The sequence below is a fragment of the Arthrobacter sp. R4 genome (assembly GCF_051365025.1).
Taxonomy (GTDB): Bacteria; Actinomycetota; Actinomycetes; order Actinomycetales; family Micrococcaceae; genus Arthrobacter.
Genome location: NZ_JBLWIJ010000021.1, coordinates 12,131 through 25,757 on the forward strand (window position 1 = coordinate 12,131; position 13,627 = coordinate 25,757).

At 62.1% G+C, this 13,627-nt stretch carries 15 protein-coding genes; 2 read left to right on the forward strand and 13 right to left on the reverse strand.

Annotated features, from left to right (window positions below):
- Positions 1 to 8 precede the first annotated feature (8 nt).
- Together nucS and ACLKOZ_RS13360 are read left to right on the forward strand one after the other, a co-directional pair.
- Positions 9 to 704, forward strand: a complete 696-nt coding sequence (nucS, locus tag ACLKOZ_RS13355; RefSeq protein ID WP_337352171.1) for an endonuclease NucS — start codon at positions 9 to 11, stop codon at positions 702 to 704.
- Positions 705 to 1,005: 301 nt separating this feature from the next.
- Positions 1,006 to 1,209 (forward strand): cold-shock protein, encoded by a 204-nt coding sequence (locus ACLKOZ_RS13360; RefSeq protein WP_011692441.1) that lies wholly within the window; start codon positions 1,006 to 1,008, stop codon positions 1,207 to 1,209.
- Positions 1,210 to 1,383: 174 nt separating this feature from the next.
- Here ACLKOZ_RS13360 and ACLKOZ_RS13365 read toward each other — a convergent pair whose 3' ends face one another.
- From ACLKOZ_RS13365 to ACLKOZ_RS13425, 13 genes are all read right to left on the reverse strand, one after another.
- Positions 1,384 to 3,957, reverse strand: a complete 2,574-nt coding sequence (locus ACLKOZ_RS13365) for a bifunctional lysylphosphatidylglycerol flippase/synthetase MprF (RefSeq protein ID WP_436475652.1) — start codon at positions 3,955 to 3,957, stop codon at positions 1,384 to 1,386.
- On the reverse strand, positions 3,954 to 5,264 hold the full coding sequence (locus ACLKOZ_RS13370; protein WP_436475654.1) for an alpha/beta hydrolase: 1,311 nt from the start codon (positions 5,262 to 5,264) through the stop codon (positions 3,954 to 3,956). Before ACLKOZ_RS13370 ends, ACLKOZ_RS13365 begins: the two co-directional genes overlap by 4 nt.
- A gap of 5 nt (positions 5,265 to 5,269) precedes the next feature.
- On the reverse strand, positions 5,270 to 5,701 hold the full coding sequence (locus tag ACLKOZ_RS13375; protein WP_131131696.1) for a DUF2550 domain-containing protein: 432 nt from the start codon (positions 5,699 to 5,701) through the stop codon (positions 5,270 to 5,272).
- Between the two features lie 10 nt (positions 5,702 to 5,711).
- Positions 5,712 to 5,996 carry a F0F1 ATP synthase subunit epsilon gene (locus tag ACLKOZ_RS13380; RefSeq protein WP_131131695.1) on the reverse strand — a complete coding sequence of 95 codons (285 nt, stop codon included), beginning with the start codon at positions 5,994 to 5,996 and terminating at the stop codon, positions 5,712 to 5,714.
- Position 5,997: 1 nt separating this feature from the next.
- A complete protein-coding gene (gene atpD / locus ACLKOZ_RS13385) occupies positions 5,998 to 7,452 on the reverse strand; it encodes a F0F1 ATP synthase subunit beta (protein ID WP_337345858.1) in 1,455 nt (484 codons plus the stop codon).
- Between the two features lie 84 nt (positions 7,453 to 7,536).
- A complete protein-coding gene (locus ACLKOZ_RS13390) occupies positions 7,537 to 8,427 on the reverse strand; it encodes a F0F1 ATP synthase subunit gamma (RefSeq protein ID WP_337345857.1) in 891 nt (296 codons plus the stop codon).
- Positions 8,428 to 8,500: 73 nt separating this feature from the next.
- Entirely contained in the window at positions 8,501 to 10,138 is a 1,638-nt protein-coding gene (gene atpA, locus ACLKOZ_RS13395; RefSeq protein ID WP_337345856.1) for a F0F1 ATP synthase subunit alpha, read from the reverse strand.
- Between the two features lie 83 nt (positions 10,139 to 10,221).
- Complete coding sequence (locus tag ACLKOZ_RS13400) at positions 10,222 to 11,049, reverse strand: F0F1 ATP synthase subunit delta (RefSeq protein WP_337345855.1); 828 nt, start codon at positions 11,047 to 11,049, stop codon at positions 10,222 to 10,224.
- On the reverse strand, positions 11,049 to 11,600 hold the full coding sequence (locus ACLKOZ_RS13405) for a F0F1 ATP synthase subunit B (protein ID WP_337345854.1): 552 nt from the start codon (positions 11,598 to 11,600) through the stop codon (positions 11,049 to 11,051). The genes ACLKOZ_RS13400 and ACLKOZ_RS13405 overlap by 1 nt, the downstream gene beginning before the upstream one ends.
- Positions 11,601 to 11,655: 55 nt before the next feature.
- Positions 11,656 to 11,859, reverse strand: a complete 204-nt coding sequence (gene atpE, locus ACLKOZ_RS13410) for an ATP synthase F0 subunit C (protein WP_009356484.1) — start codon at positions 11,857 to 11,859, stop codon at positions 11,656 to 11,658.
- A gap of 78 nt (positions 11,860 to 11,937) precedes the next feature.
- Positions 11,938 to 12,738 (reverse strand): F0F1 ATP synthase subunit A, encoded by an 801-nt coding sequence (atpB, locus tag ACLKOZ_RS13415; RefSeq protein WP_337345853.1) that lies wholly within the window; start codon positions 12,736 to 12,738, stop codon positions 11,938 to 11,940.
- Positions 12,739 to 12,819: 81 nt separating this feature from the next.
- Positions 12,820 to 13,152 (reverse strand): AtpZ/AtpI family protein, encoded by a 333-nt coding sequence (locus ACLKOZ_RS13420; RefSeq protein WP_436475658.1) that lies wholly within the window; start codon positions 13,150 to 13,152, stop codon positions 12,820 to 12,822.
- Positions 13,145 to 13,627, reverse strand: a complete 483-nt coding sequence (locus ACLKOZ_RS13425; RefSeq protein WP_436475660.1) for a hypothetical protein — start codon at positions 13,625 to 13,627, stop codon at positions 13,145 to 13,147. The genes ACLKOZ_RS13420 and ACLKOZ_RS13425 overlap by 8 nt, the downstream gene beginning before the upstream one ends.

The window sequence follows — 13,627 nt, forward strand, 5'->3', positions numbered from 1 at the left end:
TGTACGGCGTGCGACTTGTCATAGCCCGATGCTCCGTTGATTATGTTGGCCGGCTCAAAGCCCATCTCCCCCTTGCCACCAGGCTCCTGCTGGTCAAGGCTGACGGGTCGGTGCTGGTCCATTCCGACGGCGGCTCCTACAAACCGCTGAACTGGATGAGTCCGCCGGCAACTTTGCGTGTGTCTTCCCCGGAGGACGTTGATCTCGAACTGGGAGTCACGGAGCAGTGGACGGTCCAGTCCGCCAAGACCGATGACCGGCTCATCATCAACATCCATGAGCACCTCCACGAGTCCTCCCATGACCTTGGTGTTGACCCCGGCCTGATCAAGGACGGCGTTGAGGCGGATCTCCAGCGCCTGCTCGCGGACCAGATAGAAACCCTCGGTTCCGGCTTTTCACTGATCCGCCGGGAGTATTTCACCGCCATCGGCCCGGTGGACATCCTGGCACGCGACGCCAGCGGGGCCACCGTGGCCATCGAACTGAAGCGCCGCGGCGACATCGACGGCGTTGAACAGCTCACCCGCTACCTTGAACTCCTGAACCGTGACCCGCTGTTGGCACCGGTCCGCGGCATCTTCGCCGCCCAGCAGATCAAGCCCCAGGCCAAGGTCCTGGCCAATGACCGCGGCATCGACTGCGTCACCTTGGACTATGACGCCATGCGCGGTGTGGACGACAGCGAATCCCGGCTTTTCTAGGCACTCTCGTACAGCGAGTCCAGAGATGCGGCCCTTGCAAGGCCCTGACGAGGGCATTAAAGCTAGTTTTACGCAAAATTTACCCGATTGGCTGTCTGGACCGTTGACCTGAGGGTAGTGACATGAAATTCTTATCTCAGTCTTTGTGTAGGTGTTTTTCATGCTCGCAAGACATGTTGCGAGCGCGAAGCTCCTGCAGGGCCAGTTCCTAGGAACGGGTAATCCAGGATTCTTCTCGCGGAGTGACCAAGGCCAGCACGAGGTGTGCTGGACTTAAAAGTTCCATTATGAGGAGAAATAAATGGCACAGGGAACCGTCAAGTGGTTCAACGCTGAAAAGGGCTTCGGCTTCATCACCCCGGATGACTCCGATGGCGATGTCTTCGTTCACTACTCCGAGATCCAGACCGGTGGCTTCAAGACCCTCGACGAGAACCAGCGTGTTCAGTTCGAAATCGGTCAGGGCGCCAAGGGTCCCCAGGCTACCGGCGTGACGCTGGTCTAGTCCCTCGCCTGTCGGCCGCACGTGTGCGGCCCCCGCGAATTAATGATCCCCGGCATGATTGCCGGGGATCATTTCTGTTATTTGCCAAAATCCAAATGTGGCGCATCTTCCGTTACGGCATTCCCCGAAGACTTCCCCAGTCATAAATGTTTTGTCCCACCATGGGGCCGCTTGTCAGTTCACCAGTTCGCGGAGGAGCCTGGCGCCCTGCCGCAGGGACAGCCCCGGCAGGTACGCCCTGGTGAGCGCCCTGCCAATGGCCGGAAGGTGCAGCGGGTCCTGGTAGTAGAGGTACAGAGTGCGGTACTCCGGCTTGAAGCGTGACTTGAAGGCAGCCAGCGAACGGAAACCATAAACCGGCTCGAGCGCATGTCCCACCACATCCAGGATGCGGACCAGGTTCTCCGCATGCACCGGGCCGGCCCGGCCGCTCCCCTGTCCGTCCGCCTCCCCGGTCGCCTGCCCATCCTCCGGGCGCCGCGCCAGCGGAGATCCGGACAGCGAAATGACCTCCACCGACTTTCGTAGCTCCAGCACTGCCGAGGCAATCAGGAACTCCATGACTCCCGGGAAGCCGCCGGCTCCGCGGCGCATGACGTCCAGCGTGCGGCTGACCAGTTTGCCGCCGTCGTACACGGGAAGCCAGCTTGTCACCCCATGTACCTTGCCGTCGCTGTCGACGGCAAGGCAGCACAGCACGTCGTCGTCCATCAGTTCATCCAACCCGCCGAGGGTGAAGCCCATTTCTGGGACGGATTTTTCGGCCGCCCATTCCTCTGACACTTCGCTGAGCTGGCCGCGCAGGGCCTGTGGCAAGCCATGATAGCTCCCCCAAACAGCGGTGACGCCCATTTTCGCTGCACGGTTCAGGGCGGTCCGCACGTTCTGCCATTCCTTCCCACGGAATTCCAGTTCGCGTACCGCAAGCCTGGTCTCTTGGGCAACCGCCACCCGGTGGAAGCCCCGGTCCTGCAGCGGTGGCCAGAGGCTGGAGTCGCAGGAATAGAACGCAGGAATGAGCGCATGCCGGCTGCAGTGTGCAAGGAAGCCTTCAGCAACACCGGAACGCGAGGCCCGCGCGCCAAAGGGTCCGGCAAGGGTCAGCGCGACGCTACCGTGCTGCTGGTACGCGACGGCACCCCTATGGTCCGGGCTGAACCAGTACACGTTGGGTTCCCACAAAGCCATCCAGGACAAGGAATCGCCGCCCTCCTGCAATAGCCCTCGCACCCTCGCCCTGTCGGACGCGCCGGCATCGCTGCCATGGTGCCGCCCCAGCAGTACGAACCAGACACCGGCCAGGGCGATCACCCAAAAAACGGGACCGGAGAAGGCGAAGATGAAGGACTCTGCGCCGTCGCGGTCTGCGAACACCCTGCGATAAAGGTTGGGGATGGGCACGGGCAGGTATTGCCGCGACAGTTCAGCAAGCAGTCCCAAGGGGCCGCCGTCGCGGGTCATTCCGCCCGCGCTGAGCCACGCCGCACTGTAGCCTCCGGCCAGCAACAGCAGGGCCCCGCCCAGCACAGCCATGAGCGTTCGGCGGGCTTCAGGGACGGTCTCCACCCTGAACTGCCTGCGGTTGGCCCACAGCACGGCGGCCAGCAGCAGGGGCACCGTCACGAGTGGCAGGATGTGCGCGAACCCTGACCCCATCGCCGCCGTATGCGGCCGCGACGGATAGTGCGGGATCAGCGCAAAAAGCGCCAGGTAGACGGCGGCCAGCGCTGTGACGGCCAACTGGATCACCAGCGTGATGCGCAGGGCAAGCCGCCGCCCGCGGCGCATTCCGTCCGCGCAGATCAGCAGCAGGATGACGGGAACGATCGCCAGGGCCAGCCCCACCGGTCCTGCGAAACCCTGCCGGCCCGCTTCCAGGCAGGATGCCTCAACCGTGGAACCGCAATAGGATTCCAACTGGCTCAGCGTAGGCAGCGGATTCAGGACGACGTCGCGCAGCAGGGCAAGGGGTCCGGTTGGAGTCCTCGCGACCGCCGTAAGGATGGGTCCGACGGCAAAAACGGCCACTGTCAGGGCCAGCAGGTTACGCGTTTCGCGGCCTGTGGAACGGTGCCGGTGCAAGTGGCCGTGCTCGCCCTGGATCCACCAGCCGGCGACGAGGCCAAGGAGTGCCCCCAAGAAACCAATCACTGTTTCCGGGTGGCCAACATAGAGCACCAGGAGAAGCGACACCGACACCAGCCCCGTCCGCAAGCGCCTCTGCCAGAGGACTGGGAGCCGGCCGCTCGCGGCGAGGCCAACAGCGAGAACGGCGGCGTAAGGGCCGATGAGGTGGCTGTCCGCCATCAGGCCCAACCAGCCATCGCCTGCGTACCTGGCCACCTGGGTGATCAGGAGGAATAGCGTCACAGAGCCGAACTGGCCGGCGGCAAAGAACACAGCAGCCTGCAGTGTCCCGAGTTTTCGCTCGGCGAGTCCCAGCAGCAGGAGGATCATCAGTGATGCCGTCAAATAGGCCAGGGGGTTGGTGGCGAAAAACATCGACGTAAACAGCGACCACCACAGGCCCGACTTCAGTCCCGGCCCGCTGACACTGGCGAGGTCCAGCATGGTTTCCGGCGGACCGGCAAGATAGCTACCGGTGAGGGCACCGGTCAGAATGAAGGCCGCCAGGACGCCCAGGGTGAAGGGAATCGAGCTGAGCCGCGCCTTGGACCGCTGCCACGCCGGCCGGCCCACAGTGGCCCAGGCGAGTGAGGCCGTCCGGACATCGGTTCCGGCACTCATGACCTGATACCCCAGCGGGCGGCCAGGAACGCAAGCCCGTCCGCTATCCCACGGGACGGCGTGTCCCAGGAGTGGCCGGCATGCTGGACTTGCATTGCTTCCACAGTGAAGCCGGCCTTCCTGGCAGCCTCGGCCAGGGTGTCCATGTATTCCACAAATTCGGGGTCCCGCTCCCCCGCTGCGAAGTACACTGCTTTGGCGTCAAACCGCTGCTGCTTCATCCTGGTCAGCGGGGTCTCGCGCTCAAAGGCAGCGGTGTCTCCGGCATACGCCGCGTCGATGGTTTTCTGCCGTTCCTTGGCAAGGGCCGGTTCGAGTTCGCTGGAGAACGCCAGCACGGAGCTGTACAGATCCGGGTGGCGGGTGCCCATCTGCAGGGCGCAGGTTGCACCGAAGGAAAATCCGCCCGCAGCCCATTGCCTGTGGTCAGGGTCCACATCCAGGGTTGTTGTGATCCATGCCGGCAGGTCCACGGACAGGTAGGTGTCCGCCCGGGCTATCCGGCTGTCCAGGCACAGCGTATTGGCCGACTGTGTACCGTTGGGGTCCGCCACGACGACAACCGGCGCAATACCGCCGTGGCCGGAGGCAAACGTGTCCAGGTGTGTCCTCAGCGCGCCGCCGGTGAGCCAGTCGGCTGGACCGCCGGGCTGTCCGGAGAACAGCACCAGGACCGGAAGCGCGGGCCTGTTGGTGGCGAAATAGGCCGGCGGCAAGTAGATGTAGGCTTCCCGCGTCTCCAGCCCCGAGGCCGTTCCTGGGATGGTTGCCTTTCGGAGGGCGCCCTCGTCAGGCACCTCCCCTTGCGGGGCCCAGCCTTCCAACGGCACGGGAGAGGGGCCGCCAGGCTGGCGAGTCAGGGCAGGCTCCAGAGCCGGGATCCGGGCCAGCGCGGTGCCCATGAGGTCGCTGACTGTCCGGTTGAGGCCAAAGTACGCGTTGATCTGGACTCCGGACAACAGGAGCACCAGCAAGAAAGCAACAATACCGGCGCCTCGGGCCCGCCGGCTGGACCGCGGCAGGCGGATCAGCGCCAGGATCAGGGCGGCTACAGCTGGAACCGCCCAGAGCAGGACGTCATCCGGAAGGTCCTCCGGGAAAGTCGAAAAAACGTCGATCAGCGCCCAGTGCACCAGGCCCACTACGGCGAAGCCGCCGGCAACGGAGACCAGGACTGAGAGCCACCATGGACGCGGTCCCTCGGCTGCAGGGCGCCACAGCAGGTATACGGCTGCAGCCGCCCCCAGTGCCGAGGCGGTCCAAAATACCGGTCCGTCAGTCAGCCGGACATCAGCAATGAAGTCCACGCCGGCTAGCGCCAGGTTCCGACACCGATGACCGGCCCGGCTTCCAGCCAGGATGAGAGCCCGGTGTAGGCATCGAACTTCATGGCCAGCCGCAGGTCCTGGCCCTCATAGCGCAGTTCCACAATCACGACGTCGGGCTGGACTTTCACGGCCTCCGCTTCAGTCGGCTTGCGGCGGCCGAGCAGTTCCAGGGAACTTCGCTTGAACTTATGCTTGGGCCGGACGCTGAGGGAGAGCAGCCGGAACCACTCAAGGTCGTTGTCCTGATAACGACAAACCCCCATCTGCCAGCTGTTTCCAGCTACGCAAATGGAGGCGTCCACCGTGCCCAGGGCACGCCGCAAATTGAAGCGGCGCACCCCGGAAAGGCACAGTGCAAATATCAGCAATCCAAAGGCGATTGCCATGGCGATGAACGGAAGACTCGGTGCGTCCATCAAGGTCGTGCTAGCGGATCCCAGCAGTAGCCGCGTCACCCAGCTGGGCGTTGTCAGCAACAATAACCACGCGGTTGTTGTCGACGGAGAAGAATCCGCCGTCAACAACTACGGCAATACGGTCACCGGAAACCGGCTGGATGGCCAGTTCACCTTCGGCCAGGATCGCCAGCAGGGGCGAGTGGCCGGGCAGGATTCCGATCTCACCATCGCTGGTGCGGGCCTTGACCATCGTGGCCGCTCCGGACCAGATAAAGCGGTCCGCTGCGACAATCTCAACCTCAAGCTCAGCCATATTACTTGGTCTGTTCCTGGATCTTGGCCCACTGGCGCTCAACATCATCCAGGCCGCCGACGTTGAAGAACGCCTGCTCTGCGATGTGGTCAAGGTCGCCGTCGCAGATCGCCGTGAAGCCTTCGACGGTGTCCTTGATGGAAACCGTGGAGCCTTCGACGCCGGTGAACTGCTTGGCGGTGTAGGTGTTCTGGGACAGGAACTGCTGGATGCGGCGTGCACGCGACACGACGATCTTGTCCTCTTCCGAGAGTTCGTCAACGCCGAGGATGGCGATGATGTCCTGGAGTTCCTTGTTCTTCTGCAGGATCTGCTTCACGCGGACAGCCGTGTTGTAGTGGTCCTTGCCGATGTACTGGGGATCCAGGATTCGGGAAGTCGACGTCAGCGGGTCAACGGCCGGGTACAGACCACGGGAGGCGATTTCACGGGAAAGTTCCGTGGTCGCGTCGAGGTGTGCGAAGGTCGTGGCCGGGGCCGGGTCGGTGTAGTCATCTGCGGGAACGTAGATAGCCTGCATCGAGGTGATGGAGTGGCCCTTGGTGGACGTAATGCGCTCCTGGAGGAGGCCCATTTCGTCCGCAAGGTTGGGCTGGTAGCCCACAGCCGAAGGCATGCGGCCGAGGAGCGTGGAAACCTCGGAGCCTGCCTGCGTGAAACGGAAGATGTTATCGATGAAGAGCAGCACGTCCTGGTTCTGGACATCGCGGAAGTACTCCGCCATGGTCAGGGCCGACAATGCCACGCGCAGGCGCGTTCCCGGCGGCTCATCCATCTGGCCGAATACAAGGGCGGTGTCCTTGAGGACTCCAGCCTCTTCCATTTCGACCCAGAGGTCGTTGCCCTCGCGGGTACGCTCGCCCACACCGGCGAATACGGAGGTACCACCGAAGTTGCGGGCAACACGGGTGATCATTTCCTGGATCAAAACGGTCTTGCCCACGCCGGCACCGCCGAAGAGGCCGATCTTTCCACCCTTGATGTACGGGGTGAGAAGGTCGATCACCTTGATGCCGGTTTCCAGCATCTCGGTGGAGCCTTCAAGCGAAGCGAAGGCAGGAGCCTTGCGGTGGATGGGCCAGCGTTCGCTGATCTCCAGTTCCGACTCGGCAACGTCGAGGGGCTGGCCCAGGACGTTGAAGATGTGGCCCTTGACGCCGTCGCCAACAGGCACGGAGATCGGGGCGCCGCTGTCCACCACGGACGTGCCGCGGACGAGTCCGTCGGTAGCCTGCAGGGAGATGGCGCGGACGAGGTTGTCACCCAGGTGCTGGGAGGTCTCGAACGTGATGGTCTTGGTGACACCGTTGAGGGTGATCTCCGTGGACAGGGCATTGTAAATCGACGGGATTGCGTCAGCCGGGAATTCGACGTCGACAACCGGGCCAATAACACGTGCAATACGGCCGGTGGCACCGGACGTTGCGGCTACGTGTTCGGTAGCAGTGGCAGTCATCTCTCTCACTTCACTCAGTAGATGGCGTGGGGTTAAGTTTATCTGTTGTGGTGCAGGTCCCGCGGGAACCGAAAATGCCGAAGGCTAGGACGCGAGGGCGTCGGCGCCGGCAACGATTTCGGAAAGCTCCTGCGTGATTTCAGCCTGGCGGGCCGTGTTGCGCAGACGCGTGTACTTCTTGATCAGGTCCGTCGCGTTGTCGCCGGCGGACTTCATCGCCCGCTGGCGCGCAGCAAGCTCGGAAGCTGCTGCCTGCAACATGGCTGCGAAGATACGGGATTCGATGTAGCGCGGCAGCAGGGCATCAAGAACCTGCTCCGATTCCGGTTCGAATTCGTACAGCGGCAAGAGCTCCGATTCCGAAGCGGCCTGCTCTTCAACGACCTCGAGCGGGAGCAGGCGGATGACCGTCGGCTCCTGGGTCACCATGGACTTGAAGCGGGTGTACACAACGTGGATTTCATCCACGCCGCCCTCTTCATAGGCCGTTGCGAAATCCGTCAGCAGCGCTTCCCCGACTTCGCGCGCAGTGGCGAATTCAGGGGCGTCAGTGCCGCCGGTCCAGACCCGCGCATACTCGCGGTTCCGGAACTCGTAGTACGCCTGTCCCTTGCGGCCGACGAGGTAGGTCTTGACTTCCTTGCCTTCAGCATGGAGCAGCTCGTTGAGACCTTCCGCCTGCTTGAGCACACTTGCCGAGTAGGAACCTGCCAGGCCACGGTCCGAGGTAATTACCAGGACTGCGGCACGGCGGATCTGCTCCGGCTCAGTGGTCAGCGGGTGGTCGATTTCGCTTTGGCTGGCGACAGCAGAAACGGCGCGCGTGATCGCGTTCGCGTAAGGCAGTGAAGCTGCTACGCGCGCACGGGCCTTGCCGATGCGCGAGGTAGCGATCAGTTCCATCGCCTTGAAGATCTTGCGCATCGACGTGGTCGAGCTGATCTTCTGGCGGTAGACCCGAATCTGGGCTCCCATACTTATCCTTTCCTAAGATTCCGTAGACCGGGTGCGCCGGACCGGTGGGTCCGGCGCACCCCGTTCAGCGGAACTAGCGCTTCTGCTTGACGATTTTTTCCTGGTCGACTTCGCCCTCGGAGATAGCATCATGCTCCTCGTGGCCAGCGCCTACCAGGCGGTTGTCACCCTCGCCGAAGAAACCCTTTTTGAAGTCCACGATGGCGGTCTTCAGTGCTTCTGCGGTGTCGTCGCCCAAAACGTTGGTCTGTGCCAGCGTGGTGAGGATCGAGGACTTGTGCTTGAGGTGCTCCAGGAACTCGGACTCGAAGCGGCTGATGTCTTCCACCGGCACGTCGTCGAGGTATCCGTTAGTGCCTGCCCAGATGGACACAACCTGGTCCTCGACCGGGAACGGCGAGTACTGGCCCTGCTTCAGCAGTTCCATCAGGCGGGCGCCACGGGTGAGCTGCTGGCGCGAAGCTGCATCCAGGTCCGAGGCGAACATGGCAAAAGCCTGCATGTCGCGGTACTGGGCCAGGTCCAGCTTCAAGGTACCGGAGACCTTCTTCATGGACTTGACCTGGGCAGCGCCACCAACGCGGGACACCGAGACACCAACGTCAACAGCGGGACGCTGGTTGGCGTTGAAGAGGTCCGACTGGAGGAAGATCTGGCCGTCGGTGATCGAGATCACGTTGGTCGGAATGTAGGCGGAAACGTCGTTTGCCTTGGTCTCGACGATCGGCAGGCCGGTCATCGAACCCGCACCGAGCTCGTCGGAGAGCTTGGCACAACGCTCCAGCAGGCGGGAGTGCAGGTAGAAGACGTCACCCGGGTAGGCTTCGCGTCCCGGCGGGCGGCGCAGCAGCAGTGACACTGCGCGGTAGGCTTCGGCCTGCTTGGACAGGTCATCGAAGATCACCAGGACGTGCTTGCCGCCGTACATCCAGTGCTGGCCGATGGCCGAACCGGCGTAAGGGGCCAAGTACTTGAAGCCTGCGGGGTCGGAAGCGGGAGACGCCACGATGGTGGTGTACTCGAGTGCTCCGTGGTCCTCAAGGGTCTGGCGGACTGCTGCGATGGTGGAAGCCTTCTGGCCAACACCGACGTAGACGCAGCGAACCTGCTTGGAGACATCTCCGGAAGCCCAGTTGGCCTTCTGGTTGATGATGGTGTCCACGGCGATGGCCGTCTTACCGGTCTGGCGGTCACCAATGATCAGCTGGCGCTGGCCACGGCCGATCGGGATCATGGCGTCGATGGCCTTGAGTCCGGTCTGCATCGGTTCGTGGACCGACTTGCGCTGGGTGACGCCGGGAGCCTGGAGTTCAAGCGCACGGGTGGTCTCAGCCTTGATCTCACCGAGGTCATCGATCGGCTGGCCCAGCGGGTCAACAACGCGTCCAAGGAACGCGTCGCCTACCGGCACGGAAAGGATCTCACCGGTGCGGTGGACTTCCTGGCCTTCTTCGATGCCCGTGAAGTCACCGAGGATGATGACACCGATTTCGCGGACGTCAAGGTTCTGGGCGAGGCCCAGCGTGCCGTCCTCGAAGCGAAGCAGCTCGTTCGCCATGACCGAGGGAAGGCCCTCAACACGGGCGATGCCGTCACTTGCGGTGGTTACGCGGCCAACCTCTACGCGCTCTGCGTTTCCGGGTTCGTAGGACGCCGCGAACTCGTTCAACGCATTACGGACGTCGTCGGCGTTGATGGTCAATTCGGCCATCTGCAGTCCCTGCTCTCCTGTTTTCGTGATCATCGTTGCTCACGATGACCGGGGTTTCTATCAGTTAAGTTGTGCTTGTCCGGCTAGCCGGCCAGTTGGCGGTGAAGCTGGCCCAGACGGGAAACAACGGAAGCGTCAAGCACTTCGTCGCCTACCTGGACACGGATTCCGCCGATCAGTGCAGGATCAACGTTGATGTTGACCTTGAGCTCGCGACCATACAGGGAGTTGAGCCCTGCCTGGAGGCGGCTGAACTGCGTCTCCGTCAAAGGACGGGTGACGCTGACCGTTGCAATCCAGCGCTGCTGCCGCTTGGCCGCCAGCTCGGCGAACCGCGCCACCAGCCTGGTCGGCTTCAGGCCTCGGGGCTGCGAGACCGCCTGGCCGATGAGGACTTTGGCTTCCTCGCTTGCGCCAGGAACCAGCCTTTCGGTGAGGGTGGTCTTTGCAGCACCGCTTGCCTGTGGTTCGGACAGGGCACGTTGTACCTCGTGGCTGGAGGCAACGGCCTGGTTGAAGGAGAACAGATCGTTCTCCAGCTCTTCCAGCCCAGAGATTCCGGAGGCAGAAACGGCAGACTTGTTTTCAGCGACGGCGATGACCACCGTTGCGGCAAGAGTCTCGAGTGCATCGCCGATATCTCGTGCCGATGCCCAGCGCAAACTGGCCAGTCCGCCCGCGATATCCGCAGCATCAGCGGAGACTTTCCCGCCAAACAGCTGCTTGACCAGCGCCGACTTTTCGTCACCGCTACGGGACGGGTCAGTCAGGGCGCGGCGCAAGCCAGCCGAGCTGTCCACCGTTCCCAGGATTCCGAAGAGTTCCTTAGCCAGCTGCAGTGAGGCGATGGGAAGCTTGGCTTCCAACGCGGTCAGTGCCGTGGCCAGCGATCCGCTCGATACACCTGCCATTACTGAGCTGCACCTGCGTTCTGGTTCTCCAGATCTGCCAGGAAGCGGTCAACGACGCGAGCCGAACGCTCGTCATCGGTGAGTGCTTCACCAACAATGCGTCCTGCCAGGGTGGTGGCGAGAGTGCCCACCTCGGAGCGCAGGGACACAACTGCGGCCTGGCGCTCCGATTCGATCTGCACGTGTGCCTGAGCGGTGATGCGGGCGGACTCTGCAGCCGCCTTTTCCTTCAGGTCAGCAAGGATCTGAGCGCCTTCTGCACGTGCTTCCTCGCGGATGCGGTTGGCTTCTGCGCGGGCGTCAGTCAGCTGCTGCTTGTATTCCTCGAGTGCAGCGGAGGCCTCAGCCTGGGCCTTTTCAGCCTTCGCGATGCCACCTTCGATGGCCTCGGCACGCTCTGCGAATGTCTTCTCGAACATCGGGACAATGAACTTGACCACGATGTACATGAGGACAGCAAAGCCGACGAGGACGACGCCCATTTCCCAGACATTGGGCATCAGGGGGCTGGTTTCACCCTCTGTGGCGGCTGAGATGATCAGCTGATTCATAATTCACCCGTCCTTATCTACTCGGTTCTGGATGTTCGCTTGTTCTGAAGTCAGACTAGAGAACGAAAGCGAAGACCAGGCCGAGGATGGCGAGGGCTTCAGTCAGCGCAAGGCCGAGGAATGCGATCGGCTGCAGGACGCGCTGTGCTTCCGGCTGACGTGCTACACCGTTGATGTAGGCAGCGAACACGAGACCCACACCGATACCACCGCCGATTGCGGACAGACCGTAACCTACGAGGTTGAGATTGCCTTCCATTTTATTCCTTTCAAGATGCCATCTGTGTGGCAGGTTGTTTGGTTTGCTTCATCCCCGCAAGGGGAAGATTTTGGGAGCCTAGTGGCTGTCCGCGTGCAGAGCGCCTTCGATGTAGATGGCGGTCAGCAGGGTAAAGACGTACGCCTGAAGCGCCATGATCAGGGCTTCGAGCATGTACATGGCGATGGCGCCGACCAGGACCAGGACCGAGGTGCCCTTCAACAGCAGGTTTTCCTGCATCACGAGGTACTCGATGCCGGAACCGGCAAGCATCACGATGAGGTGGCCGGCCAGCATGGTGGCAAACAGACGGAGGCTGTGCGTTACCGGACGAACGAGGAAGTTGGAGATGATCTCGATCGGAACCACGATGGGCAGGATGTAGAACGGGACTCCGGACGGCACGGTGGCCAGCTTGAAGTACTTGATGCCGTTCTTCTTGATGCCGATGGCAATCCAGGTGAAGTAGACGATGCCCGCAAGGACATACGCACCGCCGACGTGCGAGAAGCTCGGAAGCTGGATCACGGGGATGGCGCCGTAAATGTTGTTCACGAGAATAAAGAAGAAGAGGCTGAACAACAGCGGGACATACTTCATAAAGTCTTTGCCGCCGATAATGTCCTTGGCGATGCTGTTACGCACAAAGCCGTAGGCCATTTCACCAGCGAACTGGAGCTTGCCGGGGACAAGCTGCTGCTTCCGTGCAGCTAGCAGAAAGAATGTGGCGATAATGACGACCGACAGGATTACCAGCAGCATCTGCTTGGAGAATCCGTCTGCCGCCCCCCACGGCAGGATTGCCGGCAGGTGCATTTCTTCAATTCCAGGAGGAGTGAACTCTCCTGAATCTTGGGCCGGGAGCGCAAGCGCGATCAACGCGTTTCCTCTCTGCAGTGTCCATCATTGGGCGTTGGTCGGGGATCCGCGGATTTGCGCTCCGCTGTTCCCCGTGTGAAATTATTTGGCATTAGTGTTTCCGTCCGCGGACGGGCCGCTGTCTGCGCCGCTCTTACCGGCTGTGTTTCTGAGACTGGTAAGGCCATGCATGTGGGAAAGATAAAATCCTCCGACAGCTCCAAGCAGAGCGCCTGCGAGCACGATCCAGCGGGTTCCCCACAGATTATCCAGACCCCACCCTATCAAACTCCAGACGATGATTCCGCCAATTATGTAGCTGAAGACGGCCATCCCGGCGTTGTATCCGCCGTCGTTGTTTTCAGTGGATACACCGGGTGCGGAACCGGTTACCCGAGGCTTTGACGTGCCCCTGTTTCGCTTCCGGTCAGACATCGCGTGGTTCCTTGGTCTCGGGGTCGTTGTAGATCTGCAACCGTGCCTTGCTGAAGCCGTAGATCTCGGCACCCTGCCAAAGTACGACGGCGGCGACAGCCCCGATCAGGAACCATCGGCCGTGAAGCCACTCCGGAGCACCGATAAGGAACAGGACGACGGCGAACCCCACGACTTTGATGAAATATGTCGCAACGAAGACGCCGATGGCGCCCGATGGATTGCTGCGCCCGACGAAATGGCCCACGAGGAGGCTGATGCCGAAGAACAGCATCACCAGCAATCCGCCCAGCACAGCCGACAGGGCACCATTCACGCCGTCCAGGAACGCCGCAACCACGGAACACAGGACCAGGCCTGCCCCAGCGGCCAGCGAGCTGAGTACAAGAAGGCGGAGCCACAGTGACCGGGTGGGACCGGAGACACCAACGGATCCGTTGCCGGACACGGGTCCGGAGTCGGCGTTGGAGGTCAT

Excerpts from the sequence above, each read along its gene's own strand:
- ACLKOZ_RS13425 (WP_436475660.1), bottom strand. The coding sequence starts at position 13,627 with ATGACCTCCAACGCCGACTCCGGACCCGTGTCCGGCAACGGATCCGTT.
- ACLKOZ_RS13400 (WP_337345855.1), bottom strand. The coding sequence starts at position 11,049 with ATGGCAGGTGTATCGAGCGGATCGCTGGCCACGGCACTGACCGCGTTG.
- ACLKOZ_RS13375 (WP_131131696.1), bottom strand. The coding sequence starts at position 5,701 with ATGGACGCACCGAGTCTTCCGTTCATCGCCATGGCAATCGCCTTTGGA.
- atpE (WP_009356484.1), bottom strand. The coding sequence starts at position 11,859 with ATGGAAGGCAATCTCAACCTCGTAGGTTACGGTCTGTCCGCAATCGGC.
- ACLKOZ_RS13420 (WP_436475658.1), bottom strand. The coding sequence starts at position 13,152 with ATGTCTGACCGGAAGCGAAACAGGGGCACGTCAAAGCCTCGGGTAACC.
- ACLKOZ_RS13390 (WP_337345857.1), bottom strand. The coding sequence starts at position 8,427 with ATGGGAGCCCAGATTCGGGTCTACCGCCAGAAGATCAGCTCGACCACG.
- ACLKOZ_RS13365 (WP_436475652.1), bottom strand. The coding sequence starts at position 3,957 with ATGAGTGCCGGAACCGATGTCCGGACGGCCTCACTCGCCTGGGCCACT.
- atpD (WP_337345858.1), bottom strand. The coding sequence starts at position 7,452 with ATGACTGCCACTGCTACCGAACACGTAGCCGCAACGTCCGGTGCCACC.
- atpA (WP_337345856.1), bottom strand. The coding sequence starts at position 10,138 with ATGGCCGAATTGACCATCAACGCCGACGACGTCCGTAATGCGTTGAAC.
- ACLKOZ_RS13380 (WP_131131695.1), bottom strand. The coding sequence starts at position 5,996 with ATGGCTGAGCTTGAGGTTGAGATTGTCGCAGCGGACCGCTTTATCTGG.
- ACLKOZ_RS13405 (WP_337345854.1), bottom strand. The coding sequence starts at position 11,600 with ATGAATCAGCTGATCATCTCAGCCGCCACAGAGGGTGAAACCAGCCCC.
- ACLKOZ_RS13360 (WP_011692441.1), top strand. The coding sequence starts at position 1,006 with ATGGCACAGGGAACCGTCAAGTGGTTCAACGCTGAAAAGGGCTTCGGC.